The sequence below is a fragment of the Vibrio mediterranei genome, assembly GCF_013364395.1.
In the GTDB taxonomy this organism is placed as follows: domain Bacteria; phylum Pseudomonadota; class Gammaproteobacteria; order Enterobacterales; family Vibrionaceae; genus Vibrio; species Vibrio mediterranei.
Genome location: NZ_JABXGK010000001.1, coordinates 39,946 through 66,332 on the forward strand (window position 1 = coordinate 39,946; position 26,387 = coordinate 66,332).

At 45.6% G+C, this 26,387-nt stretch carries 20 protein-coding genes; 5 read left to right on the plus strand and 15 right to left on the minus strand.

What is annotated here, in order from left to right; all coding sequences use genetic code 11:
* Positions 1 to 77 precede the first annotated feature (77 nt).
* Complete coding sequence (locus HOP38_RS00205) at positions 78 to 2,216, plus strand: lysine decarboxylase CadA (RefSeq protein ID WP_198557241.1); 2,139 nt, start codon at positions 78 to 80, stop codon at positions 2,214 to 2,216.
* A 148-nt stretch (positions 2,217 to 2,364) separates the two neighbouring features.
* On the opposite strand, the gene HOP38_RS00210 is transcribed toward HOP38_RS00205, so the two are convergent.
* From HOP38_RS00210 to HOP38_RS00255, 10 genes are all read right to left on the minus strand, one after another.
* Entirely contained in the window at positions 2,365 to 4,008 is a 1,644-nt protein-coding gene (locus HOP38_RS00210) for a methyl-accepting chemotaxis protein (protein WP_198557242.1), read from the minus strand.
* Between the two features lie 287 nt (positions 4,009 to 4,295).
* On the minus strand, positions 4,296 to 4,592 hold the full coding sequence (fis, locus tag HOP38_RS00215) for a DNA-binding transcriptional regulator Fis (protein WP_006073423.1): 297 nt from the start codon (positions 4,590 to 4,592) through the stop codon (positions 4,296 to 4,298).
* A 23-nt stretch (positions 4,593 to 4,615) separates the two neighbouring features.
* Positions 4,616 to 5,584, minus strand: a complete 969-nt coding sequence (gene dusB, locus HOP38_RS00220) for a tRNA dihydrouridine synthase DusB (protein ID WP_031494196.1) — start codon at positions 5,582 to 5,584, stop codon at positions 4,616 to 4,618.
* Between the two features lie 200 nt (positions 5,585 to 5,784).
* The gene (gene prmA, locus HOP38_RS00225) at positions 5,785 to 6,666 is read right to left on the minus strand and encodes a 50S ribosomal protein L11 methyltransferase (RefSeq protein WP_031494195.1); all 882 of its coding nucleotides are present in this window, start codon (positions 6,664 to 6,666) and stop codon (positions 5,785 to 5,787) included.
* A 106-nt stretch (positions 6,667 to 6,772) separates the two neighbouring features.
* A complete protein-coding gene (gene accC / locus HOP38_RS00230) occupies positions 6,773 to 8,116 on the minus strand; it encodes an acetyl-CoA carboxylase biotin carboxylase subunit (protein ID WP_038223863.1) in 1,344 nt (447 codons plus the stop codon).
* A 15-nt stretch (positions 8,117 to 8,131) separates the two neighbouring features.
* The gene (gene accB / locus HOP38_RS00235; protein WP_006073430.1) at positions 8,132 to 8,602 is read right to left on the minus strand and encodes an acetyl-CoA carboxylase biotin carboxyl carrier protein; all 471 of its coding nucleotides are present in this window, start codon (positions 8,600 to 8,602) and stop codon (positions 8,132 to 8,134) included.
* Between the two features lie 61 nt (positions 8,603 to 8,663).
* Positions 8,664 to 9,113, minus strand: a complete 450-nt coding sequence (gene aroQ, locus HOP38_RS00240; RefSeq protein WP_006073432.1) for a type II 3-dehydroquinate dehydratase — start codon at positions 9,111 to 9,113, stop codon at positions 8,664 to 8,666.
* A gap of 274 nt (positions 9,114 to 9,387) precedes the next feature.
* A complete protein-coding gene (acs, locus tag HOP38_RS00245) occupies positions 9,388 to 11,337 on the minus strand; it encodes an acetate--CoA ligase (protein WP_198557243.1) in 1,950 nt (649 codons plus the stop codon).
* A 184-nt stretch (positions 11,338 to 11,521) separates the two neighbouring features.
* On the minus strand, positions 11,522 to 12,148 hold the full coding sequence (locus HOP38_RS00250; protein WP_171390018.1) for a 3'-5' exonuclease: 627 nt from the start codon (positions 12,146 to 12,148) through the stop codon (positions 11,522 to 11,524).
* A 23-nt stretch (positions 12,149 to 12,171) separates the two neighbouring features.
* Positions 12,172 to 13,998: a putative nucleotidyltransferase substrate binding domain-containing protein gene (locus tag HOP38_RS00255; protein WP_124940525.1), complete on the minus strand. Its 1,827-nt coding sequence runs from the start codon at positions 13,996 to 13,998 to the stop codon at positions 12,172 to 12,174.
* A gap of 232 nt (positions 13,999 to 14,230) precedes the next feature.
* Between HOP38_RS00255 and HOP38_RS00260 the strand changes: the two genes are divergently transcribed.
* The 4 genes from HOP38_RS00260 (at position 14,231) to HOP38_RS00275 (ending at position 19,999) form a co-directional block, all read left to right on the plus strand.
* Positions 14,231 to 15,418: a 3-phenylpropionate MFS transporter gene (locus tag HOP38_RS00260; RefSeq protein ID WP_006073437.1), complete on the plus strand. Its 1,188-nt coding sequence runs from the start codon at positions 14,231 to 14,233 to the stop codon at positions 15,416 to 15,418.
* Between the two features lie 71 nt (positions 15,419 to 15,489).
* Positions 15,490 to 18,915, plus strand: a complete 3,426-nt coding sequence (locus HOP38_RS00265; RefSeq protein ID WP_124940526.1) for a hybrid sensor histidine kinase/response regulator — start codon at positions 15,490 to 15,492, stop codon at positions 18,913 to 18,915.
* Positions 18,916 to 19,076: 161 nt separating this feature from the next.
* Positions 19,077 to 19,409, plus strand: a complete 333-nt coding sequence (locus HOP38_RS00270; RefSeq protein WP_031493355.1) for a DUF3316 domain-containing protein — start codon at positions 19,077 to 19,079, stop codon at positions 19,407 to 19,409.
* A 254-nt stretch (positions 19,410 to 19,663) separates the two neighbouring features.
* A complete protein-coding gene (locus HOP38_RS00275; RefSeq protein ID WP_031493356.1) occupies positions 19,664 to 19,999 on the plus strand; it encodes a DUF3316 domain-containing protein in 336 nt (111 codons plus the stop codon).
* Positions 20,000 to 20,067: 68 nt separating this feature from the next.
* Here HOP38_RS00275 and HOP38_RS00280 read toward each other — a convergent pair whose 3' ends face one another.
* The 5 genes from HOP38_RS00280 to HOP38_RS00300 all read right to left on the minus strand — a co-directional run bounded on the left by HOP38_RS00280 (position 20,068) and on the right by HOP38_RS00300 (position 26,382).
* Positions 20,068 to 21,771 (minus strand): sodium:solute symporter family protein, encoded by a 1,704-nt coding sequence (locus HOP38_RS00280; RefSeq protein WP_006075414.1) that lies wholly within the window; start codon positions 21,769 to 21,771, stop codon positions 20,068 to 20,070.
* Between the two features lie 11 nt (positions 21,772 to 21,782).
* Entirely contained in the window at positions 21,783 to 22,049 is a 267-nt protein-coding gene (locus HOP38_RS00285) for a DUF4212 domain-containing protein (protein WP_006075415.1), read from the minus strand.
* A 322-nt stretch (positions 22,050 to 22,371) separates the two neighbouring features.
* Positions 22,372 to 23,007, minus strand: coding sequence for a response regulator transcription factor (locus tag HOP38_RS00290; protein WP_038223850.1), 636 nt, complete (start codon positions 23,005 to 23,007; stop codon positions 22,372 to 22,374).
* A gap of 109 nt (positions 23,008 to 23,116) precedes the next feature.
* Positions 23,117 to 24,934 carry a protein-disulfide reductase DsbD gene (locus HOP38_RS00295; protein WP_198557244.1) on the minus strand — a complete coding sequence of 606 codons (1,818 nt, stop codon included), beginning with the start codon at positions 24,932 to 24,934 and terminating at the stop codon, positions 23,117 to 23,119.
* A gap of 137 nt (positions 24,935 to 25,071) precedes the next feature.
* The gene (locus HOP38_RS00300) at positions 25,072 to 26,382 is read right to left on the minus strand and encodes an anaerobic C4-dicarboxylate transporter (protein ID WP_038223846.1); all 1,311 of its coding nucleotides are present in this window, start codon (positions 26,380 to 26,382) and stop codon (positions 25,072 to 25,074) included.
* Between the last annotated feature and the right edge of the window lie 5 nt (positions 26,383 to 26,387).

The following is a 26,387-nucleotide window of genomic DNA, read 5'->3' on the forward strand; positions in this document are numbered from 1 at the left end:
GCCCATTTATTCCTAGGCGCTCTATTTACTCACTGTCTTTGGCAGGGAGCGCCCTCATTCGCCTTGGAGATGTCCAAATGAATATTTTCGCAATCCTTAATCACATGGGTGTGTTCTTCAAAGAAGAGCCGGTTCGTCAACTGCACGCTGCGCTAGAAAAAGCAGGTTATGACGTAGTTTACCCAGTTGACGACAAAGACCTAATTAAACTGATTGAAATGAATCCCCGCGTCTGTGGTGTGCTGTTTGACTGGGATAAATACTCGCTCAATCTTTGTGAGCGCATCAGCGCAGTAAATGAGAAGCTGCCAGTACATGCATTTGCTAATGACCAATCTACATTGGATATTTCACTGACGGATCTGCGTTTAAATGTCAGTTTCTTTGAGTACGCTTTAGGTATGGCGGACGATATTGTCATCAAAGTGAACCAAGCAACGGAAGCGTATAAAAACGCTATCATGCCGCCATTCACTAAAGCGTTATTTAAATATGTCGAAGAAGGAAAATACACTTTCTGTACTCCAGGACATATGGGAGGCACGGCATTCCAAAAAAGCCCTGCGGGAAGTATTTTCTACGACTTCTATGGACCAAACACCTTCAAGGCCGATGTCTCAATCTCTATGCCTGAACTAGGATCGTTACTTGATCATTCTGGTCCGCACAAAGAAGCGGAAGAGTATATCGCGAGAACATTTAACGCGGATAGTTCTTATATTGTGACTAACGGTACATCGACATCGAACAAAATCGTTGGTATGTACTCAGCGCCAGCGGGCAGTACTGTGCTTGTGGATCGTAACTGTCATAAGTCACTAACTCATTTAATGATGATGAGCGACGTGACACCGATTTACTTCCGTCCAACTCGCAATGCTTACGGTATTCTTGGGGGGATTCCACAACGCGAGTTTAGCCGTGAGGTTATTGCTAACAAAGTAGCAAATACTGAAGGGGCTAGCGCACCGACCTATGCGGTAGTCACTAACTCAACGTATGATGGTCTACTTTACAATACCCAGTTCATCAAAGAGTCTTTGGATTGTAAGCACATTCATTTTGACAGTGCTTGGGTGCCTTACACTAATTTCAACGCTATTTATAATGGCAAGTGTGGCATGAGCGGTGAAGCAATGCCGGGTAAAGTGTTCTATGAGACACAATCGACTCACAAATTGTTGGCAGCCTTCTCTCAAGCTTCCATGATTCACATTAAAGGTGAGTTTGATAAAGCTTCTTTCAATGAGGCATTTATGATGCACACCTCAACCTCACCACAATACGGTATTGTGGCATCAACAGAAACGGCAGCGGCAATGATGCGTGGTAATACTGGGCGTAAGTTGATGCAAGACTCTATCGACCGAGCGATTCGTTTCCGTAAAGAGATCAAACGCCTTAGAGGTGAAAGTGAAGGCTGGTTCTTCGATGTATGGCAGCCTGACAACATCGACACAACAGAATGCTGGAAATTGGATCCTAAAGAGACATGGCATGGATTTAAAGATCTAGACGATGACCACATGTACTTAGACCCAATCAAAATCACGCTATTGACTCCGGGTATGAGTAAGTCTGGTGAGATGGAATCAACCGGTATTCCGGCTTCCCTAGTTGCTAAATACCTTGACGAACGCGGTATCGTGGTGGAGAAAACAGGCCCATACAATTTGTTGTTCTTGTTCTCCATTGGTATCGATAAATCTAAAGCAATGCAACTGCTGCGCGGTTTAACCGAGTTTAAACGTGGTTTCGACCTTAACCTAACCGTACGTACTATGTTGCCGTCACTATACCAAGAAGACCCCCACTTCTATGAAGGTAAACGCATTCAAGAGGTGGCTCAGGGTATTCATGAGCTAACAATGAAATACCAATTACCAGAATTGATGTACAAAGCATTCGATGTTCTGCCTGAAATGAAAGTCACACCACATGCGGCTTGGCAACAAGAGCTACGTGGTCAAATTGAGGAGATTAACTTAAAAGAGATGGTGGGTCGTGTCAGTGCTAATATGATCTTACCTTATCCTCCAGGTGTGCCACTTGTGTTACCGGGTGAAATGGTGACTGATAGTTCACGTCCTGTGTTGGATTTCTTGGAAATGCTGTGTGAAATCGGCGCGCATTACCCAGGCTTTGAGACTGATATTCACGGTGTTTATCGTCAGAAAGATGGCTGCTATACCGTTAAAGTATTGAAAGACCAATAAATAGATTGATTAGGGCGTCTGATGTCGTTTTGCATGCTCCATCTTGATGCACTCATCCTAGAGAGTGGCCGCTACCCCGATTGACGACCACTTAATATCAAAGGCGAACAGCGTGACTGTTCGCCTTTTTTATTCTTAGTACTTAAGGCTAAGAGACTTTAAAGGTGCTTATACCAGAACTGAGTTGATGGCCGTTTTCCATTAACCGCTCACTGGCTTGAGCCAGTTTTTGAGCTTCTAGAGCTGACTGATTACCGTGATCAGCAATTTGTGTTAAGTTCTGGCTAATTTCGTCAGTCGCCAAGGTTTGCTGTGAACTGGCTTCAGCGATTTGCTGATTCAGCGCAACGATAGCGTTCACTTGGGTGTCAATCTCTTGCAGCGCGAGCTTGGCGTTGCTCGCTTGTTCTAATGTTTGTTGTGACTGTTGCTGAGTTTGGGTCATCGATTGACTTACTTGCGCCGCTTGATTTTGCAACTTCTGAATAATCAGTTCGATTTCGTCCGTGCTGCTTTGAGTGCGAGTGGCCAATGTGCGAACTTCATCTGCAACCACCGCAAAGCCTCGACCCTGCTCTCCCGCACGAGCTGCTTCGATAGCAGCATTGAGCGCGAGCAAATTGGTTTGTTCAGCCACGCCACGAATCACCTCTAAGACAGCCCCTACCTGTTGGGTGTCACTCGCCAGTAGCTTGATGTTGTTATCCGTTTCTGTAAGACGCTCTGAAAGGGACTGCATGTATGACGCGGCAAGTTCTATCACTTCACTACCTTGCTGTCCTTGTTCACTGGCTAAAGTGGCAGCATGAGCGGCATGCTGAGCAGAGTTGGCCACTTCTTGGTTACTGGCATGCAACTCGTTCATAGCGGACGCTACGGTATCTACAGCTTGTTGTTGCTGCTGTGATTGACTAGCCCCGTTTTGTGCTACAGCGTTAAGGGAAATAGCAGCTTGGGTGATGTTGTCGGTTACCGGCTTAATATCGCGAATGATGTGTTCCAACTTATGTGTGAAGCGGTTAAATGCAGCGGCAATATGGCTCAATTCATCATTGCCTTGCTCTGGTAGCTTCTTCGATAGATCGCCGTCACCGCTGGCTATCTCTGTCAGTGCCTCTAATGTTTCGCGGCAAGGTTTCGCAATACTGCGGCTGATGAGGGTGGCACATGCCAACATAAAGGCCAACGCGATCACGACGGTTATTAAGACTTTCTGTATGGCTTGCCAGACTTGCGCTTGAACATCATCGACATAGACACCAGTGCCGATAATCCATCCCCAAGGCTTAAAGGCTTTGATATAAGAGACTTTTTCTACGGGTGTTTCTAAACCAGGTTTAGGCCAGAGATAAGGTACAAAGCCCGCTTGTTGTTGTTTTGCAACTTGCACCATCTCAACAAACAGTTTTTTGCCACTAGGGTCGGCAATTTGACTAAGGTTTTGCCCGTTTAGTTGGGGCTTGATAGGGTGCATGACCATGGTGGGGGTAAGATCGTTAATCCAAAAATAATCGTTCCCTTCATAACGAAGGCTCTGAATCGCTTCAGCGGCCGCTGCTTGAGCCTGCTGTTGACTCAACTGACCGGACAATTGTTGCTGGTGGTAATGGTCGACAAGCGAGTAGGCACTCTCAACTAAGTGGCGAGTTTTAGTTTTCTTTGCCGCTATCAGGGATTGTTGATAATCAACTAGTGCGAGAACGAGCGGGACCATCAGCGTGATGGAGACAATCGCTATCAGTAGATAGAGACGAGTTTGAATAGAGCTACGGCGCAAAAATGAGGCATTCATCCTAAGAACTCCTTTTTCTTATAGGTGAACACATTACCAACAGGGCAGTTGGCATGCTGACTTTCATTGTTTGTTATTGTGTGGCCAGTCTGACAAGGTTTTGTGGTTATTGTGTGTTCTACGATACGTGATGGTGAAACATCCGGCTATTCCCTAATGGTCTAAGATTTGACCCAAGTTCCGTTTTATCGAATGCAATATGGCTGATAACAGCAGAGTTGTGATCTACAGACAATAAAAAAGCCAGAGCTAGGCTCTGGCTTTTTCACAAAAACAATCACAATGGATTAGTTCATGCCGTATTTCTTAAGTTTCTTACGAAGAGTACCGCGGTTGATACCCATCATAGTTGCTGCGCGAGTTTGGTTACCGCGAGTGTACTGCATGATGGTGTCTAGTAGCGGCTGTTCTACTTCCGCTAGAACTAGTTCATACAATTCAGTGACGTCTTGACCATTTAATTGAGCAAGGTAGTTCTTTAGAGACGCTTTTACAGAGTCGCGTAGAGGCTTCTGTGTGATCTGGTCTTGAGATGTTACTGTAGTAACTGTCAATGGTTCTGAAGTCAAATTTTGTTCGAACATAATCGGTTTAGCTCTTCTCGTAATTATGATGCAACGTTTTCAAAATAGCCTTGCAATGCGTTTAGCTGCTCATTAGCCGCTTCAATCGCGTTGAAGGCACGGCGGAACTCACTGGCTTGTTCATGCTCTTTTAAATACCAGCCAACATGCTTACGAGCGATGCGTGGACCTAAATATTCACCATAAAACTGATGAAGTGCCTGAACATGACCTAGCAAAATGCCTTGTACGTCCTCGGTGGGACGCTCTGGCATCAGTGTACCGTTTTCCAAATAGTGTTGGATTTCCTCAAAAATCCATGGCCGTCCTTGGGCCGGACGTCCAATCATCAAAGCGTCTGCACCGGTATAATCCAGTACGAATTTCGCTTTCTCTGGGCTATCGATATCACCGTTAGCAATAACCGGTATAGAGATAGCGTTTTTAACCGCTTTGATGCTGTCGTATTCTGCCTCGCCTTTGTACATACAAGTTCTAGTTCGACCGTGGAGGGCGAGTGCTTGTATGCCGCAGTCTTCGGCTAGTTTTGCAATTTGGACACAGTTCTTATTGTCTGTATCCCAGCCCGTACGGGTTTTCAATGTCACAGGGACATCTACGGCATCAACCACAGTACGCAGAATATCTTCGATAATGTCTGGGTACTTAAGCAGAGCTGAGCCCGCGAGCTTTTTATTCACTTTTTTAGCAGGGCAACCCATGTTGATGTCGATGATTTGCGCACCGTTCTCAACACTGAATTGTGCCGCCTCAGCCATAAGCTTGGGATCGGCACCTGCTATTTGCACCGAGCGAATACCAGATTCACCCTCGTGCACCATGCGTTGCTGTGACTTAGCTGTTTTCCACAGTTTCGGGTTGGATGACATCATTTCACTGACCGCCATTCCCGCACCGTAACGAAGGCACAACTCTCGAAACGGTCTATCCGTAACACCCGCCATAGGCGCCACAATCAGATTGTTCTTAAGTTGGTATTGTCCGATTCTCAAAACATTGCCACAGGTTTACACAAGCAAGGGCGCGCATTTTACGCATTTTTTCGGTGCGTGAAAAGACTAATATTTGAGCATTTACAATTTGTTTCTGCAAATTGCCTGATTTTCAGGCGTTTAGTGGTAAAACTATTCTGTATCAACAAAAAAAAGCAGTGCGTTAGCAAGCTAACGCACTGCTTTGTAAATAATAATGGTTACTTTTTACCCGAGATTCGGCACCATTCATTGAGCTCAACGATTGGGTCGATAGTCATCTCATCACGGTAATAGTTCGCAACATCTTCTGCTTGGGTGTCTAACACGCCAGACATGGCAAGTTGGCCACCTTCTTTCACTAAGCCTTTAATGATGCCAGATAGGTCACGAAGAGGACCCGCAAGAATATTGGCAACGACCACATCGGCAATTAAGCCTTCCGGTTGGTTTTGTGGTAGGAATAGCTCCAATTGGTCAGCAACGCCATTGCGCTCAGCGTTATCTTTCGATGCGGTTAGAGCTTGAGGATCGATGTCGATCCCGATTACTTTTGCTGCACCAAGCTTGATCGCGGCGATTGCTAGGATCCCAGAGCCACAACCAAAGTCGATAACGGTTTTACCAGCAAGGTCTAAAGATTCAAGCCACTCAAGACACAGAGCTGTAGTAGGGTGCGTGCCTGTGCCAAAAGCCAAACCAGGGTCTAGCATCACATTTACGGCATCTGGCTCTGGAACATCGCGCCAGCTTGGGCAAATCCACAAGCGTTCGCCAAACTTCATTGGGTGGAAGTTTTCCATCCACTCGCGCTCCCAATCTTTGTCTTCGAGCTGTTCAACTTTATGAGCAAAGCCCTCAGCGAGCATGTTTGACGCAGTGATTTGGGTCAAAATAAGCTTGGTGTCTGCTTCTGCATCGTACAGGGCCACGATGTCAGTATCGCCCCACAGACGAGTTTCGCCAGGTAATGGCTCAAAAACAGGGGTATCATGTGCATCTAGGAAGGTGACGGATAGAGCGCCAGTTTCTTCCATCAACATATCGCCGATTTGTTCAGCGTTTTCGTTGGTTGCATTTAGTTTGATTTGAATCCAAGGCATGAGTTGGGTCCTTGCTTGACGAATTTTGCGCAGAGTGTAGCAGATTCGCGTTAAGTGAGCATAAAAAAACCCACCGTAGTGGGTTTTTAGTATTTTTAGAAAGGGCTTAGCTCATGCCAAGCTTTTTCTCTAGGTAATGAATGTTGGCACCACCGTGTTGGAAGTTCTCATCATTCATAATCGATTCTTGAAGTGTGATATTAGTTTTAATACCTTCCACAATCATCTCACCCAGTGCGTTCTTCATACGAGCAATGGCAACATCGCGGTTCTCACCAAAAGTGATTAGCTTACCGATCATTGAGTCGTAGTGAGGAGGCACAGTGTAGCCAGTGTAGATATGAGATTCCCAACGTACACCCATACCACCTGGCGCGTGGAAACGCGTGATAGTACCTGGACATGGTAAGAAACGCTCAGGATCTTCCGCATTGATACGGCACTCGATAGCGTGGCCACGAAGTTTGATGTCATCTTGAGTGAAAGACAGTGGCTGACCTGCAGCAACACGAAGTTGTTCTTTGATTAGGTCTACGCCTGTTACCATCTCTGTTACTGGGTGCTCTACCTGAATACGAGTGTTCATTTCGATGAAGTAGAACTCACCGTTTTCGTATAGGAATTCGAACGTACCTGCACCGCGGTAACCAATTTCAATACATGCACGAGTACAACGCTCACCGATGTACTTACGCATTTCTTCTGTAATGCCTGGAGCTGGAGCTTCTTCCACTACTTTTTGGTGACGACGCTGCATAGAACAGTCGCGCTCACCTAGGTGAATTGCGCCACCTTGGCCATCAGCAATCACTTGAACTTCAACGTGACGTGGATTTTCTAGGAATTTCTCCATGTAAACCATATCATTGTTGAAAGCGGCTTTTGCTTCTGCACGTGTCATAGCGATAGCTTCAATAAGCTCACCTTCGCTACGAACAACACGCATACCACGACCACCGCCGCCACCAGAGGCTTTGATGATGACTGGGTAGCCAATGCGCTTAGCGTGCGCTTTGTTCTTTGTTTCGTCGTCGTCTAAAGGACCATCAGAACCAGGCACGCAAGGAACACCCGCCTTCTTCATCGAGTTGATTGCCGAAACTTTGTCACCCATCAGGCGAATCGTTTCTGCTTTCGGACCAACAAAAATGAAACCACTACGCTCTACTTGTTCAGCAAAGTCAGCATTTTCAGATAGGAAACCATAACCCGGGTGGATAGCAACGGCACCAGTCACTTCCGCGGCACTAATGATGCGTGGGATATTTAGGTAGCTATCGATGCCGCGTGCAGGACCAATACAAATGGTTTCGTCTGCTAGTAGCACGTGCTTAAGATCGCGGTCAGCCGTTGAGTGAACAGCAACTGTTTTGATACCTAGCTCTTTACATGCTCGCAGAATACGTAGTGCAATTTCACCACGGTTCGCGATTACTAATTTATCTAACATAATGAGCGCTCTCTATTATTCGATAATTACTAGAGCTTGATCGAACTCAACAGGTTGGCCATCTTCAACAAGGATGGCTGCAATCACACCAGACTTGTCTGCTTCGATTTGGTTCATCATTTTCATCGCTTCAACGATACATAGAGTATCGCCAGCGTTAACTTGTTGGCCTACTTTTACAAATGGTTTCGCATCTGGACTTGGAGCGCTGTAGAACGTACCAACCATTGGAGAAAGAACTTGGTGACCCGCAGGAGCTGCTGGCTCGTCTGCTGATGCTGCTGGCGCTGCCGCCGCAGGAGCTGCTGCAGGTGCCGGTGCTGCCGCTGGAGCAGGTGCTGCTGCGTATTGAACTGGTGCTGGTGCTGCACTGACCGGACTGTTACGGCTGATACGTACCGATTCTTCACCTTCAGAAATTTCTAGCTCTGCAATGCCAGATTCTTCTACAAGTTCAATTAGCTTTTTAATTTTACGAATATCCATGTTTCTTTCTCTTTATCTTGTGAGTAAGACGACCTCAAATATTGAGCCGTAGAGTATTTGGTTATTTTGCTTTCAGGGCTTTAATGGCAGCTGAAAGCGCAAATTCATAGCCTTGCGAACCCAATCCGCAGATAACACCTTGGGCAACATCAGACAAATAAGAATGATGACGGAATGTTTCTCGGGCATGAACGTTAGATAAGTGCACTTCAATAAATGGGATTGAAACACCCAGTAATGCATCACGTAGTGCAACACTCGTGTGCGTAAAAGCAGCAGGGTTAATAATGATAAAATCAGTATTACCATGCGCAGCATGGATGGCTTCAATCAGTTCATATTCACGATTTGACTGGAGATGGGACAATTCAATATCCGCAAGTGATGCTTGATCAGTTAAGTTATCAACGATTTGCGCTAGTGTTTCATTTCCATAATGACCAGGTTCTCTTAGACCTAAGAGGTTAAGATTTGGTCCATTTAAAACTAGAATTCGTGACTTTGCTGCCATAATGTCGCCATCTTCGGTTAACGTGAAATAAACGTGATTATTTCAAGTCTACATAAAAAAATGAGGGTATGAAAAGCTCATAACCATCATATTTTTAAAAATTGACCAAGATTATAGCTAATTCACAGCATTTAGCAGCAATTTACTGGTCTAATCACCTCTTGTCTGTCAGAAAAATTGCAACACAGAGCACATTTTGACGTCACCTTGATAAATCCTGATACAAAAAAACCGCCCGAAAAGCGGGCGGTTTGTTGATTAAGTGTCAAATAAGTTAAGCAAGTTCGGCTTTTTCTGCAATCAGCTTATCTACGACGCTTGGATCTGCCAAGGTCGAGGTATCACCAAGGTTGCTAGTATCACCAGTCGCAATTTTGCGTAGGATACGGCGCATGATTTTACCTGAACGAGTCTTAGGTAACGAGTCAGTCCAATGAAGTACATCTGGTGTAGCGATTGGGCCAATCTCTTTTCTCACCCAATCTTTCACTTCTTTATGCAGCTCTGCCGATGGGAATTCACCGTCATTAAGAGTGATATAAGCGTAAATTGCCTGACCTTTAATATCGTGTGGGATACCAACAATGGCCGCTTCAGCAATTTTATCGAAGGCAACCAAGGCGGATTCAATTTCGGCGGTTCCCATACGGTGGCCTGAGACGTTCAGCACATCATCAACACGACCAGTAATCCAGTAATAGCCATCTTCGTCGCGACGAGCACCATCACCAGTAAAGTACATGCCTTTAAATGTAGAGAAGTAAGTTTGCTCAAAGCGGTCATGGTCACCATAAACCGTGCGCATCTGACCTGGCCATGAATCTAGAATGACAAGGTTACCTTCGGTAGCACCGTCAATAACATTGCCCATGTTGTCTACCAGAGCAGGTTGAACACCAAAGAATGGACGTGTTGCCGAGCCAGGTTTCAGTTCAGTTGCTCCTGGCAATGGGGTAATAAGAATGCCACCCGTCTCAGTCTGCCACCATGTGTCGACGATTGGTGATTTCTCATTGCCGATGGTCTTGTAATACCATTCCCAAGCTTCTGGGTTGATAGGTTCACCAACCGAGCCCATGATGCGCAGACTATCGCGAGTCGTGCCTTTGACAGCTTCATCTCCTTTAGCCATTAATGCGCGGATTGCTGTTGGGGCGGTATAAAGAATATTAACCTGATGCTTATCAACCACTTCGCTCATACGACTTGTGTCAGGATAGTTTGGGACACCTTCGAATAGAATCGTTTTAGCCCCGTTTGCCAGTGGTCCATAAACCAAATAAGTATGGCCAGTGATCCAACCTACATCAGCGGTACACCAGAAGGTTTCACCTGGTTGATAATCGAAAACGTATTTAAAGGTCATGGTGGCGTACACGAGATAACCACCAGTAGTATGAAGTACACCTTTTGGCTTACCAGTAGAGCCAGAGGTGTACAGAATAAACAGCGGATCTTCCGCTTTCATCTCTTCTGGAGGACAAACGTCAGAAGCTTGTGCTGTCGCTTCATGCCACCAAACGTCGCGGTGCTCGTGCCATTCGACATCGCCTCCGGTGCGTTTTAGCACCATCACTTTGCTAATGGTTTTTACATCTGGATTGGTCAGTGCTTCATCGACATTTTTCTTAAGTGGAACTGCACGTCCACCACGTACTCCTTCGTCTGCCGTAATAACGACCTTGGCATCGGAGTCGATAATGCGTCCAGAGAGTGCTTCAGGCGAGAAACCACCGAATACCACCGTATGAACTGCACCAATACGAGTACAAGCTAACATAGCGATGGCGGCTTCTGGCACCATTGGCATATAGAGGCAGACGACATCGCCTTTGTGAACTCCTTGAGCTTTTAATGCATTAGAGAACTTACACACTTCTTTATGAAGCTCGTTGAAAGTTAGAGTCTTGTCATCTTCTGGGTTGTCGCCTTCCCAAATAATGGCAACCTCATCACCTTTATCCGCTAAGTGACGATCGATACAGTTGGCAGATACGTTCAGGGTGCCATCTTCAAACCAACGAATATCAACGTGTCCAGTGTCGAATGAGGTTTGCTTTACTTTGGTAAATGGCTTAATCCAATCAACGATTTTTCCATGCTCACCCCAGAAGGCTTCAGGATCGCTGACGGATTGTTGGTACATGGATAGGTAAGTGTCGTCATCCGCGTGAGTGCTTGTTTTAATATTTTCTTTTACCGGATAAACATGAACTTCACTCATTGCTTCTCTCCTTGTGAATTGAGCTTTTTTGACTAGGGCTGAACTAGATCGTGTATTAACTCTCGGCTAGATTGCGGTATTCAGCAATTAGACTTTAGGCTTAGTATAGGAAAGACAAACAAAATTAATGACTTACAATCCTGTGTTAATGAGAGCTAAGTCGCATTCTGACCGATTAGCATAATTAGCTCTGTGGGCGAAAGGGTGGAAGTGAGCCTCGAGTCAGCTTGAGATAGACCATGGCGGCGGCTTTAGCGTCTTCCAATGCATCATGTTTGTGATAATTAGGAATCTGCAAATGTCGACAGATTGCCTCCAAACTTAGATCGAAGTAACCATTGGGAAGCAGCTTGAGTAGTTTGTCATTGTAGATCTGACTAACTTCAATGAGCTCATTGGGTAGGGGGAACCCTAGGTGTTTTTTAGCTGCGCGATCAAGAATCTTCTTATCATAACGGATGTGATAGCCTACCAAAGGTCGATTACCAATAAAGTTCAGCAGTGCTGACATCGCTTGTTTTTCGCTAATGCCGTGTTTGAGCTCATCGTGAGTAATATGGTGAATCTTCACCGAGTCTTCTCCTAGAGATTTGGGTGCAGATAAACGCACTTCAAATGGGTCACTAGTGATTATCCGGTTATCAATAATTTTAGTTGCGGCGATGGTGACAATCTCTGCCACACTTGGGTCTAAGCTTGTCGTCTCACAATCCAAGGACACATACTCATTGTGTTTGGGGCGAGCAAACAAGTGCCGATGTGGCGAGTGCCGCAAATGATAGCGCCAATAAACTCTTGAGATAATATTCATGGTACTGCCTTGCTCCGCTGAAATTAGTGACGTATTTGGTAGTGATACCCCAGCCACTGTTTAAATTTTTTCACGACATGGAACCCATGTCGTAGTAAGTCTCGCTCTGGTCTCTCTAAATCATTAAGTTGAATGGCATTGCTAATATCGTGATGAGACAACTGCTGCTGCAGTCTGAGTTTAAAGAAATGCTTGAGCGCTTCGGCCAAGTTTTCTGCGGTGGAGGTTTCCAATACTCGCTTACTGACCAGTTGTTCGATGCGATCAAAGGTGTTGGTTTCGTTGATACCATACTCAAGACTGATGGCGCGCACCCCATGAACTATTGGGAAGATACCGCCTTGTTTAAGATCCACACCTTGTTTTGATGATTTAACATTACCAAACAGAGTCAGAGGCACTGCAAAGTTGAGGGCTGGGCGAGTGAATTCGGTAAGGATTGCTTCTTGACCTTCCATCTGTTGTTGCAAGTGTTGCTTAACTGGTGTTAACAATTCAGCGTTTCCTGCGACAGCTCTGGCGTCGGCCAGAATCGCGATTTCCATGACACTTTCACTGCTAGCGCTACTCACGAGTTGTTCTATGCGCTGTTTCCATTCGCTGGTGGTGTTGACCCAATGAGCATTGCTGACCATCACATTGCCAGGGCAAAGTGGGTAACCTAGCCTGGCTAGTGTATGGTTTAACTCCTTGAGCGCGCTGTCTTTATTAGGCCAATCAATACCATCTTCTAAGATAAGCGCGTTATCTTGGTCAGTTTTTAGAATCTGTTCTCCACGACCTTCTGAGCCCATGACGATAAGACAGCAGTGACCGTGCATCGCAGGTGGCAGAATAAGCTCAAACGCGCGCTCAATGATTTGCTCGTTGATAGCAGAAACCAGTTCCATCATAAATCGAGTTCGGATTCCGTTAGTCACGAGACTATCTACCAGTTGCTGCTGTCGATTAGATGCTAACGCCAACTCATCAACATTGTTGGCTCTGGCGATACTGAGTGACAGCACATGCGAGTGTGTAGAGAAAGCACTGAGGATTTGAGTCATATCGAGCATGCCCACCGCTTTCTTCCCTTCGCATACCATTAGTCGCTTTACCCGTTGTCGAGTCATAGTCACCATGGCATTGAAAAGGAACTCTTCTTTGTCGACTTGGTGGACTGGAAAAGTAGCAATCTCACTGATTGGAGTGGTATTAGGTAGGTTTTCTAGCACGACGGCATGGAGCATATTGGTGCGAGTGACTATGCCGTAAGGCAGGGTATTAGGGTGGCGCTGCTGCGTGTCAGTATCCAGATTCAGTTCAATTAATGCGGCGTCGACACCATGATTGAGCAGCTGCTTAGTAACGTCAGTAATGGTTAAGTCTGGCCCTAGAATTAAAGGAGGGTGGTAGATGTCTTCGTCGACTTTGGTCAATATGAACTCAGCAAGGTTTTGTTGCTTCTGTGCTTCTTCTATCAACTGCTGACGGGTAGCCAAACTGGTATCAAAGTAGGCCGCAAACTGCCCGTTACTATGATAAAGAGATAAGAATACCTCTTTAGGTAACAAGTAAACTAAGGTGTCCTCTAAAGCGACATAATTGTGTTTCACGCTATCGCCCAGTAATGCACGGACGTCGAAGAGATCATCATAGGTATAGTGGGCAAATACTTCTTGGTTGTGTTCATCGCGCTCTTCGACAGAGCCTTTAATAATAATATGTAAACTGTCGCTGGGTGACCCGGCACGCAGCATGACGTCCTTATCTCGAAAGTACGCGACATCTAAGGCTGTTCTTAGCTGATTTTGTTGCTGTTCGGTGAGTCTGTCGAAAGGAGGTGACGACATATTGAATTTATCAGGCATAAAAACGAGCTCCGTAACCGTGGCTATGCTGATAGTCTGGCAAAATTAACGACAAGCTCCAGACGACTTTAGTCGAATGTTGGCCACGTAATATTTAAGGCATTTTGATATGGGGAAATTCATTTCTATAAACAATTCCCTTTTTTGCAAACGTTTCGCATTGCATAATGGGCGCGATCTTATTCAGAGCGTCTCTTTGCTCTCTTTCCTGTCGTTGTTTTAGGTTGCTGCTATGTTGAGTCCATCCCCATTCGCTTGGGTATCCCAATATTTATTTGGTTTCTTTTTTGCCTACGGTGTTTATCTGCCTTTTTGGGCGTTATGGTTTGAAGATCAAGGGGTATCTGCAGCAGATGTCGGTATGTTGATGGGATTAGGCTTTGCGACTCGCTGCGTTGCAAACCTATTGATTACCCCACGAATTCACAAAGCAGAAAGTCTGTTACCAGCACTACGCTGGGCAACGTTAGCGTGCACCATTTTTGTCGCTGCTCACCTAGCAGCAGGCCCAAGTTTTATGATGCTAGCCTTGGTCACAGTTCTGTTTAACCTCAGCTTTGGCCCGGTTGTGCCTTTATCCGATGCGATGGCTAACCACTATGCGAACCGCAGTATGTTGGATTATGGCCGTACCCGACTTTGGGGCTCTATTGCCTTTATAGCGGGTTCTTCTGTGGTGGGTTATTTAGCCTCACAGTTTGGCGCGAATATGATTGTTTACACCGCGATTGCGGGTTTCGTGTTCTCGATGCTGTTGGTGATGCGTAGTCCAGCGACTATGCCAGTTTCTCAACATGAAGATGATGCGGTTAGGCCAAAGCTGACATTACTGTTAAAAGATTGGTCGGTGATACGCTTTTTGGTGCTTATTGCGCTTATTCAGGGAAGCCATGCGGCTTATTACAGCTTTAGCTCTATTTATTGGAAGGAAGCAGGGCACCCAGAAAGCCTAATCGGCTATTTGTGGAGCCTAGGTGTGGTATCGGAAGTGCTATTGTTCGCTTTCAGTAAGAAATGGTTTGCAGGATGGTCGCTACGCACTCTGTTTGTTATTTCTTCTGTGGGTGTCATGGTTCGTTGGGGTTTGACGGCTTCAACGACCGCCGTTGGGGCACTTGTCGTTATCCAGTTACTGCATGGTGTGACGTTCGCAATCGCTCATATTGCTGCCATTCAATATATCCAAAAGTCTGATGCTAACAAGATGGTGGCATTGCAGGCCCTGTATAACGCCATCCCATTAGGTGCATTTATTGCGTTGATGATGGCCGTCAGTGGCTGGGGCTACGAATTGTGGGGAGCCAACGTTTTCTGGGGGATGGCGGCGATGGGCTTCTTCGCACTGTTTATTAAAGTTGAGCCGAAAAACAAAGGTGTGCGAGATATCAACGAAAATTCTCAGCCTGAGCCACAGAATTGAGGCTGAACATTTGTGAAAATTAGTGATAGCCCTTTAAATAATAGTTAAGGAATTTAAAGGGATATCACAACATGCAAGGATGGGTAGTCGTCCCCGTTTCACTGGCGTATTTGGGGATTTTGTTTCTTATTGCGTGGTATGGAGACAGACAAAAGAAATGGTTGTCTAACTGGCGACCTTGGGTGTACAGCCTATCTATTGCTGTGTATTGTACTTCGTGGACCTTTTACGGAACCGTTGGTCAAGCCAGCTCCAATCCTTGGGCATTTCTACCCATTTATATCGCCCCCATTATCGTCTTCACATTAGGCTGGCGTGTTATTGCTCGCCTTATTTTGATAGCAAAGCGCGAACACATTACTTCAATCGCGGATTTTATTGCCGCACGATATGGCAAGTCTCAAGGCTTAGCGGTAGTGGTGACGCTGATTGCGGTAGCCGGCATCTTGCCTTACATAGCATTACAGCTTCGCGGTATTACGATGGGATTGGATGTCGTCGCACCGAATCTAGCGGATGAACTGGGATATCAAGATAATCATATTTCGTGGTTTGTTGTTGGTGCGCTAGCAATTTTCACCATGCTGTTCGGCACTCGCCATATCGATAATACCGAGCACCATCGCGGCATGATGATGGCTGTTGCTTTTGAATCAATTATCAAATTGGTAGCATTCCTCGTTGTTGGCTTTTTCATTCTTTACTTGGCATGGCAACGCCCAGATATCCATCTTGGTGAACTGGCATCGAATACCTATCAATCCCCTAATATTCCTACCTTGCTAATTCATACCGGCCTGACCATGATGGCGATCGTGTGTCTGCCGCGTCAGTTCCACACGATTGTAGTGGAGAATGAGCGCGCCCAAGATTTACATACTGCAAGGTGGTTGTTCCCCGCGTATTTGGTCCTGATGGGGATATTTGTGTTACCAATTGCTTGGGTAGGACAAGGCTTATTGATGGGAACATCTCCAGATACCTTTGTCATCAGTATTCCTAAGTTTGCAGAGGCGAACAATATCGCCTTATTGGCATTTTTAGGAGGCACATCAGCCGCCAGTGGTATGGTGATTGTGTCTACCATTGCATTGGCGATTATGGTGTCGAATGATCTGGTGATGCCATTGTTACTGCGCCGAATTAAACTGGCGCACCGCTCACACCGTCATTTATCCGGTCTGCTGCTTATTATTCGTAGAGCACTCATTTGCTTGCTGTTGTTTGGCGCTTGGGCGTTTTATCAGGCGCTGGACACAATACATTCGCTATCGGCGATTGGTTTTTTGTCATTTTCGGCTATTACCCAGTTTGCACCTGCTTTGATAGGGGGGATGTATTGGCGTCTCGGTAATCGAAAAGGGGTGTATGTCGGACTGTTTGTTGGATTCGCAATTTGGCTGATCACCCTGATGAGTGAAACTGGGCTTTTAGCTGGCGATGCGACCAATAACCTACTTTTACGAGTGATTACGCCGCCTGACATTCTCTCATCTCTACATATTGAAAGCTCTGACTGGGGCATGCTAATTAGCGTCGTGTTGAATGCCATTTGCTTTGTAGTAATTTCACTGGCCACTCGTTCAAGCCTAACAGAAAGACTGCAATCGGCTTCGTTTGTTGGTACGCCTCTTCCTGAAAGTGAGAATCTCAGCTTATACCAAAGCCGAGTCACAGTGGCTGAACTGGAGATGCTCGCTTCTCGGTTTGTTGGCAGAACAAGAGTCAGAAGTGCATTTCGACAGTTCTGGAAGCAGCAGGAAAAGCAGCCTTTACCCAATCAGCAAGCTTCTGCAGAGCTAATTCGTCATACAGAACGTGTTTTAGCCGGGGTGTTTGGCGCGTCATCGGCCAAACTGGTGCTAACGTCGGCCTTGCAGGGACGAAATATGCAGCTTGAGGAAGTGGCGACCATTGTTGATGAAGCGTCGGAGCTTTATCACTTTAGTCGCGGCTTGTTGCAAGGGGCAATTGAACATATTGGACAAGGCATAGCAGTAGTAGACAAACAGCTTAGGTTGGTAGCGTGGAATCGTCGATACCTCGAGCTATTCAGCTTTCCTGCTGGTTTAATCCAAGTTGGCAGACCCATTGCTGATGTCATTCGTCACAATGCACAACAAGGCTTATGTGGGCCAGGTGATCCTAATGAGCATGTTCGCAAACGCATCCATTATCTAGAGCAAGGCTCTCCTCATACGTCGTCTCGAGTGCGCCCCGATGGTAGCGTGATCGAAGTTCAAGGTAACCCTATGCCCGGCGGCGGCTTTGTTATGAGCTTTACCGACATTACGGTATTTAGAGAAGCGGAAAGTGCCCTACGTGATGCGAATGAACGGCTTGAAGAGCGGGTGATTGAACGAACGCAAGAGCTCGAACAGCTCAACAAACGATTGGTGTTTGCCACCAAAAAGTCGGAATCAGAATCGCAATCAAAAATGCGTTTTCTAGCTGCGGTGAGCCATGACTTAATGCAGCCGCTAAATGCAGCTCGTTTATTTGCCTCTTCTTTATCGGAGGCAAGCAAGGATGATGAAACACGCCAACTCTCTTCTCATATCGAGAGTGCATTGGGAGCCGCAGAGGAGTTGATTGGCGATTTGCTGGATATTTCACGCCTTGAATCTGGGAAGTTGCAGACTAACGTGCGCGGGTTTCAACTGTCGGAAGTCTTTAACAACCTGAAAGCGGAATTTAGTGCTATCTCTATTGGTCAACAGATCGATTTCTCGGTCGTCTCTTCCTCGCTCATCGTAAAGTCTGATCCAAAATTGCTGCGCCGCGTGTTACAGAACTTCCTCACTAATGCGTTTCGTTATAACCCAGAAGGTAAGGTGCTGTTAGGTGCAAGAAGAGTTAACGGGCGAGTAAGAATTGATGTCTGGGATGATGGCATTGGTATTCCTGAAGACAAGCAAAAAGAGATTTTTAATGAGTTTACTCGGGTAGATCAAGCACGCGCGGATCAAGGCCTTGGGTTAGGGCTTGCGATATCACGTGGTATTGCAAGAGTGCTTAATCACCAGATATCGATGCGCTCGTGGCCGGATAGAGGAAGCGTCTTCTCGATAACTCTGGATGTGGCGACTGAAGTGGCTCCTGCTGCCGACAAAGCCAAATTGGCGCCAGATGCGGGGCTAAGTCATCTCAAAGTGCTATGCGTGGATAACGAACCCGACATTTTAGTCGGGATGCAAACCTTACTAGCTCGGTGGGGTTGTGATGTTCGTACCGCATTGGATCTGGTTGCTAGTCTTAAGCACTTAGAAGAGGGGTGGGAGCCTGATGTCATTCTATCGGATTACCGGTTAGACAATGGACGTACTGGGCTGGAAGTGCTTCAACAGTTTAGGTTACGTATCGGTGATTCATTTAATGGCGTTATTATTAGTGCCGATAGAACAGACTCAATGCTTGAAGGCATTAAGTCGAATGGATTCAAGTTTATTGCTAAACCTGTCAAACCATTAAAGTTGAGGGCTATATTAAGTCAATAAAATGTCAGAGAAAATGTAATTGTTATGGTTATGTTTTCTCTTTTTCTATGTCTTTACTAAATATGTTGTTGTCTTTACCTTCGTTGACAGACTCTTTACAAATGACTCGGTAATCTAGACACCACTCACAGAGAGTCAGCCAACAATAAAAAGGTGAATACATGAAAAAACTACTAACCATCACATCATTAGTTTTAGTTTCTGGAAGTGTGTTCGCAGGAAGCGACTTAGGCAATACGGAAATTAGAACATCAGCTTTCGACTCGAAGCAACAAGCTTATGAAGCTGGGTACGACCTAGTTAAAGACCTAAAAGCAATGCCACATGGCGAACTTGCTCACGAGTTAAAACTCAATGGCCATGATACGGGATTTAATAGTATTGAACTAAATGACACAGAAATTGTGGTTCAGGAATTTGCGGAAAAACAAGGTGTTATTAAATACCGTGCTATTGTTGACGTAAATTATCAATATGACGCGAAAGATAGTTAATATCACGACGGTCTTTATATATCGAGATGCGTTAATCTGAATTGGTTATCTGACCGTAGAAATAGCAGCAAACTATTTTGCTAATGATAATACACATCATTTTACGTTGTATTGTCACTACTGTTGGGTTGCTTAACTTTTAGTAAGTATGCACCGTAAGTAAGTTGGAGTCCGTTGAAGTACTTGGCTTAACACCAACATATTTGTATGTACGGTGAGGGGATATCCCCAAAAGGAAACAATGAGGTGAAATCATGAAAAAACTAGCATTTATTACAGCATCATTAGTTATGTCTACTGCCGCTATGGCAACTACTACAAGCTTGGTAGGTGATGCCGATTTCCGTACAGAAGGTTTTAACACTAAAGAGCAAGCGTATGAAGCTGGCTTCAAAATGGTAAACGATTTGAAATCTACCCCTTCTACCGATTTAGTGTATAAGCTTCGTGTCAACGAAAATGACCTTCTGCGTAATTCTATTGAGGTCCAAGATGCTCAAGTTACTGTCGAGGAGTTTGCTGAGAATAGCGGCAACGTCATGTATCGTGCGGTGATCGATGTCGATTACTCTTATAAAGAGCGCTCATAAGTTCGGCGTTAAAAAAGAAAGCCACCGCAATTGCGGTGGCTTTTTAGTTTTAGCGTTGTAGCGCTATATTAGTGGTCGTGTGCTGCGCCCGCACCTTTCGGATAGCGGATTGACTCAACCATATCTTGTACTTCTTTTGGCACTTCAGCGGTGAACTTGTTAACGATGATAGAAACCGTGAAGTTCAAACACATACCTAGAGTACCGATACCTTCTGGGCTGATTCCGAATAACCAGTTATCAGGTGTATTTGCTGCTGGGTTTACAAACTTGAAGTAGATGATGTAAGCCGCAGTGAACAAGATACCTGAAAGCATACCTGCGATCGCACCTTCTTTATTCATCTTCTTATAGAAGATACCTAGGATAATCGCAGGGAAGAAGGAAGCCGCTGCTAAGCCGAAGGCGAATGCTACTACCTGAGCTACGAACCCTGGTGGGTTGATACCTAGGTAACCTGCACCTATTACTGCGAGTGCGGCGCCTATCCGGGCATACATCAATTCTTGCTTATCGGTCATGTCGGGCTTAAACCCTTTCTTGAGCAAGTCGTGCGAGACGGCCGTTGAGATAACAAGCAGTAGACCTGCTGCGGTAGAAAGTGCGGCGGCAAGACCACCAGCAGCCAGCAATGCCACTACCCAGTTTGGTAATTGAGCAAGCTCTGGAGAAGCTAATACGATGATGTCACGGTTAATCTTCATCTCATTGCGTTCGTCGCCTGAGTAGAACATTCTGCCGTCACCGTTCTTATCTTCCCAACCTACTAGACCAGTGCTTTCCCAGTTTTTGTACCAGCTTGGTGCTTCAGCTGCTGCGACACCTTTCATGTCTGGACCGTTGATCGTGTCAATCATGTTAACGCGAGCGAAGGCTGCTACTGCAGGCGCAGTGGTATAAAGTAGCGAGATAAAGACAAGTGCCCAACCTGCTGAGATACGTGCATCTTTTACGCGAGGTACTGTGAAAAAGCGAATAATAACGTGAGGTAGACCCGCAGTACCGACCATTAGAGCTGCACAGATAAAGAAGACGTCGACCATACTCTTCGAGCCATCAGTATAGGCGGTAAAGCCAAGCTCTTGAGTCAAGCCATCAAGTTTATCAAGTAAGTAGGTTTCAGAGCCCGAGATAGTTGAGCCAAAGCCCACTTGTGGGAAGACTGAGCCTGTCATCATGAGTGAAGTAAACACGGCTGGTACTAAGAATGCAAAGATTAACACACAGTATTGCGCCACCTGAGTATACGTGATGCCTTTCATCCCACCCATTACCGCGTAGAAGAAGACGATCGCCATACCGATAACGATACCAAGGTTAATATCTACCTCTAGGAATCGAGAGAATACAACACCAACGCCACGCATCTGTCCAGCCACGTAAGTGAAAGAAACGAAAATTGCGCAGAATACTGCTACCATACGTGCCGTTTTAGAGTAGTAACGATCACCGATAAAGTCAGGCACGGTAAATTTGCCGAACTTACGTAGGTATGGTGCTAGACATAGAGCAAGTAGAACATAACCACCTGTCCAACCCATTAGATACACCGCACCATCGTAACCGATGAATGAGATAATACCTGCCATTGAGATAAATGATGCTGCCGACATCCAGTCAGCTGCCGTAGCCATACCGTTCGCTACAGGGTGAACACCACCGCCAGCGACATAAAATTCACTTGTTGAACCTGCGCGTGCCCAAATCGCGATACCGATATAGAGCGCGAAGGTAATACCAACAAGAATAAACGTCCAAGTTTGAATATCCATTAGTGTGCCTCTTAGTCTTCCTGTACGTTATATTTCTTGTCGAGAGCGTTCATGCGAGCGACATAAACAAAAATCAGTGCAACAAAGGTGTAGATTGAACCTTGTTGTGCAAACCAGAAGCCCAGTTTAAATCCGCCAAACTGAATAGCGTTAAGTGCGTCAACAAATAGGATTCCTGCGCCGTAAGATACGATGAACCAAACGGCTAATAGGGATCCCATGATTCCTAGATTTTCCTTCCAATAGGCTTGAGCTTGTTCTGATGATTCGAACGCCATGGCCTTCTCCTTTTGTGTGGTGTTAACGTATTGTTACGTTTTATAAGGTAGCAGGCTAAAGGCGATAACTCAGTGCAACTTTAGTCGACAGAAGAAAATGATTAAGCATATACAAAACAAAGCGTTGCTGAATTTCGGTATGAAAAGTGTGATGTTAATTTGATGTTAAATTAGCCAAAGGTCTAACGTTTATCGATAAGATTGGAAATAAAAGTAGTTGAATGGGGTAGGAATTTATTGCAAATACTGCATGCCCCCCCTTCAGAGCGCATAGCAACTAGCTCTAAAGGGAGTAGTGAAGCGAGTTGAGGAGCGGAAAGAGCTAGCTGTCGGATTCCATTTGCTGCAATAGAATCACCGCTTGAGTACGATTCTTTACACCAAGTTTTCTAAATATCGCCGTCATATGTGCTTTGATTGTAGCTTCAGAGACATTCAAATCATAAGCAATTTGCTTGTTCAGTAAACCATCAGACAACATGCCTAATACTTTGTATTGTTGTGGAGTAAGTGTTGCCAGCTTTTCCGCAAGGTCGTTGTTCTCAGCACTATCAATCAAAAGCTCAGCAGGGAAATAAGGTTCTCCGTTCAACACCTGATTCAAAGCATTAATCAGTTCACGCATGTCACTGGATTTAGGAATAAAACCAAAAGCGCCATGCGTTTTAGCTTGAGACACGATACTGGGCTCTTCACTAGCAGAGATAACGACGACCGGAATATCCGGATAGTCAGCTCGTAGGTGAATCAGTCCGGACATGCCATTGGCTCCTGGCATTTTAAGATCAAGCAAGATCAAATCTGGTTCATCATTCTTGGCAAGCAATCCAAGTAGCGAATCCAAGGAATCAGCTTCTAGTAGATTGGCACCACTTATCGCCATGTGCACTGATTGGAAAAGTGCATTCCTAAAGAGTGGGTGATCATCAGCGATAATAATGGTGTAGCTGGGTTCCATAACATCTCAACTTTTTACGAAAGTGTTAATTTATATTATTAATTCAGACGGCTCTTTGAACAAATGAATCAATGCAAAACTCTGATGAGAATCGAATTTTTATTGTCTATCATGGGCTAAAAGTATCAATCAGCTGGTTTTTACGAAGATGTTGCAAAAAGTCCTCAGCAGGAACAAAGCCTGTAAGACGAGCGCTGGACACCGCATTGCCTTTTGCATCCCAAAATTCAATCGTAGGGAGCCCAAGCACATCCATCTGTTTAAGCAACTCAATATCTTGAGGTTGGTTTTTAGTGACGTCGGCTTGAAGTAACACAAACTGAGACAACACGGGCTCAACCGAGGCATCATGGAAGGTGTACTTCTCGAACTCTTTACACGCCACACACCAGTCGGCATAGAAGTCCAGCATAACGGGTTTTCCGGCTTGTTTTGCTTTGGCGAGTTCCGCATTGAGCTCTTGCACATTACTAATCTGAATAAAACTGACTGTGACTTCGCTGCTTACATTATTGCTGGTGGAGCCAAACCAATGGCTCAGCAAAGGTTGTGCTGAAGCAAATAAACCTAGGATGGCCAGTATCCCAACACAGCTTTGTTTCCAACCGCCGAAGGGCAGTGCGTTTTTCTGATGATAAAGCCAACCAAAGGCAGAGATGCCCAGTACTGACCAAAGCACGGTACTCCAAAACTCAGGCAGTAGTCTTTCAAGTAGAAAGATTGGCGCTGCGAGTAAGACAAAACCAAACAGTATTTTAACTCGTTCCATCCAATTACCCGCTTTAGGCAGCAGTTTATTTCCAAATACCGCGGCAGCCATAAGAGGGATACCCATACCTAGGGCAAGAGCATAAAGCGCGATACCGCCAGTCAGTAAATCTCCACTTTGTGCTACATACAACAACGCTCCTGATAACGGAGCTGTAGTACAAGGAGAACAGACTAAACCTGAGATAGCTCCCATGGCGAAAACACCAAATAAGTTGCCACCTTGCTGTTTATTGCTGAGATTATTGAGCCAAGTTTGCAGTCCGCTTGGGAGCTGTAGGGTATACAAACCAAACATAGATAATGATAGCGCGACAAACAAAGTACTGAGGCCGATCAACACATACGGATGCTGCATCGCGGCTTGAAACTGCATACCAGCAGAGGCGACGACTAGTCCCAGTAGTGTGTAAGTTAACGCCATACCTTGTACATATACGAGGGATAATACCAGTGCTTGTTTATGGCTGCGTTTACCACCGCCCAATACAATGCTGGTTAGGATAGGGTACATAGGTAGCACACAAGGCGTGAATGCGAGCCCTATGCCTAATAGTAAAAATAATGCAGGTGTCCACCAGTTTTGAGCCAGTTTATCAGTCAGTTCACTATCTCGAGTTTTCGAGGGTGTGGCGTTAGCAGTATCCGCAGCTGTTGTTTTAACGACATTCGCGTTATCGAGAGGAGTTGCACTGTCAAAGTCGAATGGACTGATGTCTATGACACGTGTTTCTGGTGGATAACAGAAGCCTGCTTTTGCACAGCCTTGGTACTGCACAATGAGCTTGGCTCCAGTCTGATATTGACTCAATGGTACTTCGACAAAAAGGGGTTCTGTGTAGATATTGACGTCACCAAAAAATTCATCTTTATACGGTGTTCCGTCTTCCATTTTGATGCTGCCAATAGCGACATTTTCACCACTGATTGCAATGCGCTCTTGATAGAGGTAATAGTCCTCTTTGACCTGCCAATCGATGAACACTTTATTACCTTGTTGGTAGAAGTTCATAGGGAAAGCTTCATCAACAGGGACAAAAGTATTGGCGGTATTTGGAGCGAAAGCTGGTGCATTATTGGAGTTGCCAAATAGCGCCCAGCTCGGGGTAGAGAAGGCAATAGCGAAAAGTAAGATGAACGGAGACAATATTCGGTACATACAAGCCAAGTAAACGCGATCGTGAATAAGTTGAGATTATATTAACTTAGGACAGGAAGATAGGCTGTTTTGTTTCAACTCAGACAAAAAAAGAGCCGCGTATCAACGCAGCTCTCATTTTTTAGAATAGCCTAAGGTTAGCCAATCAAAATGCCGCCAAAGGCAAAGCCTAGTGCGACTGCTGTTGCGATAGTTGCAACACCAGGAATGAAGAATGGGTGGTTAAAGACTAGATTACCGATTCTCGTTGAACCTGTGTCATCCATTTCTACCGCCGCCAATAAGGTTGGGTACGTTGGAAGAACGAATAGTGCACTAACCGCTGCAAATGAGGCAACAGCTGTGAGAGGAGCAACTCCAATCGCCAATGCTGCTGGCATAAGTGCAACTGTCGTTGCGCCTTGAGAATAAAGCAGCATAGAAGCAAAGAACAGTACTAGGGCTAGCATCCATGGGTAGTCAGCAAGTAGCGCGCCTGCAAACTCTTTGATGCCGTCTACGTGTGCGTTAACGAATGTTGAGCCTAACCATGCAACACCTAGTACGCACACACATGCTGTCATGCCCGAGCGGAAGGTGGCTGCTGAAGGAATTTTAGACGCATCGATCTTAGTGGTTAGCGTGATGATGGCTGCCGCTGCTAACATCACCGTCATAATTGCTTCGTTACGTCCAAGTGCAGGGTCTTCAATCAAACCAATAGAGCCAGAGATAGCCGCTGCGTAACAAACAACGAAGGCAATCGCACCTAGGAAGATGTAGGTTGCTTTCTTCGCTGTCGGTAGGATCTCACGTTTTTGAGCAGTGTTTAGTTTGATAAGACCTTGAGCCAAGCGCTCTTGATAAACCGGATCATCTTTAAGCTCGCTACCCATAAAGTTGGCAACAAACGCACCGACCATACAAGCGATAAAGGTGGTTGGGATACAAACCGCAAGAAGTGTTAAGTAATCAACGCCCATTGGCGCTAGCATAGCTGCAAAAGCGACAACTGCGGCTGAGATTGGAGACGCTGTAATTGCGATTTGGGAAGCGACAACGGCGATTGAAAGTGGGCGAGATGGACGAACGCCCTGACCTTTTGCCACTTCGGCAATTACAGGTAGTGTAGAGAACGCGGTATGACCTGTACCAGCCATGAGTGTCATCAAGAAAGTTACAATTGGAGCGTAAAAGGTAATCCTTTCTGGATGTTTGCGAAGAAAATCTTCAGCAACTTGTACTAACCAGTCCATGCCACCAGCAACTTGCATTGCGGCAATCGCAGTAATGACCGACATGATAATTAGAATAACATCCACCGGGATGTAAGCTTGGCTTGTCGGTACGCCTAAGACTAAAGATAGGGCAATAACACCCGCACCACCCGCTAAACCAATTCCAATACCGCCTATACGTGCACCTAAATAGATAAATAGCAGTACGACGGCCAGTTCTATAGCAACCATAGCAA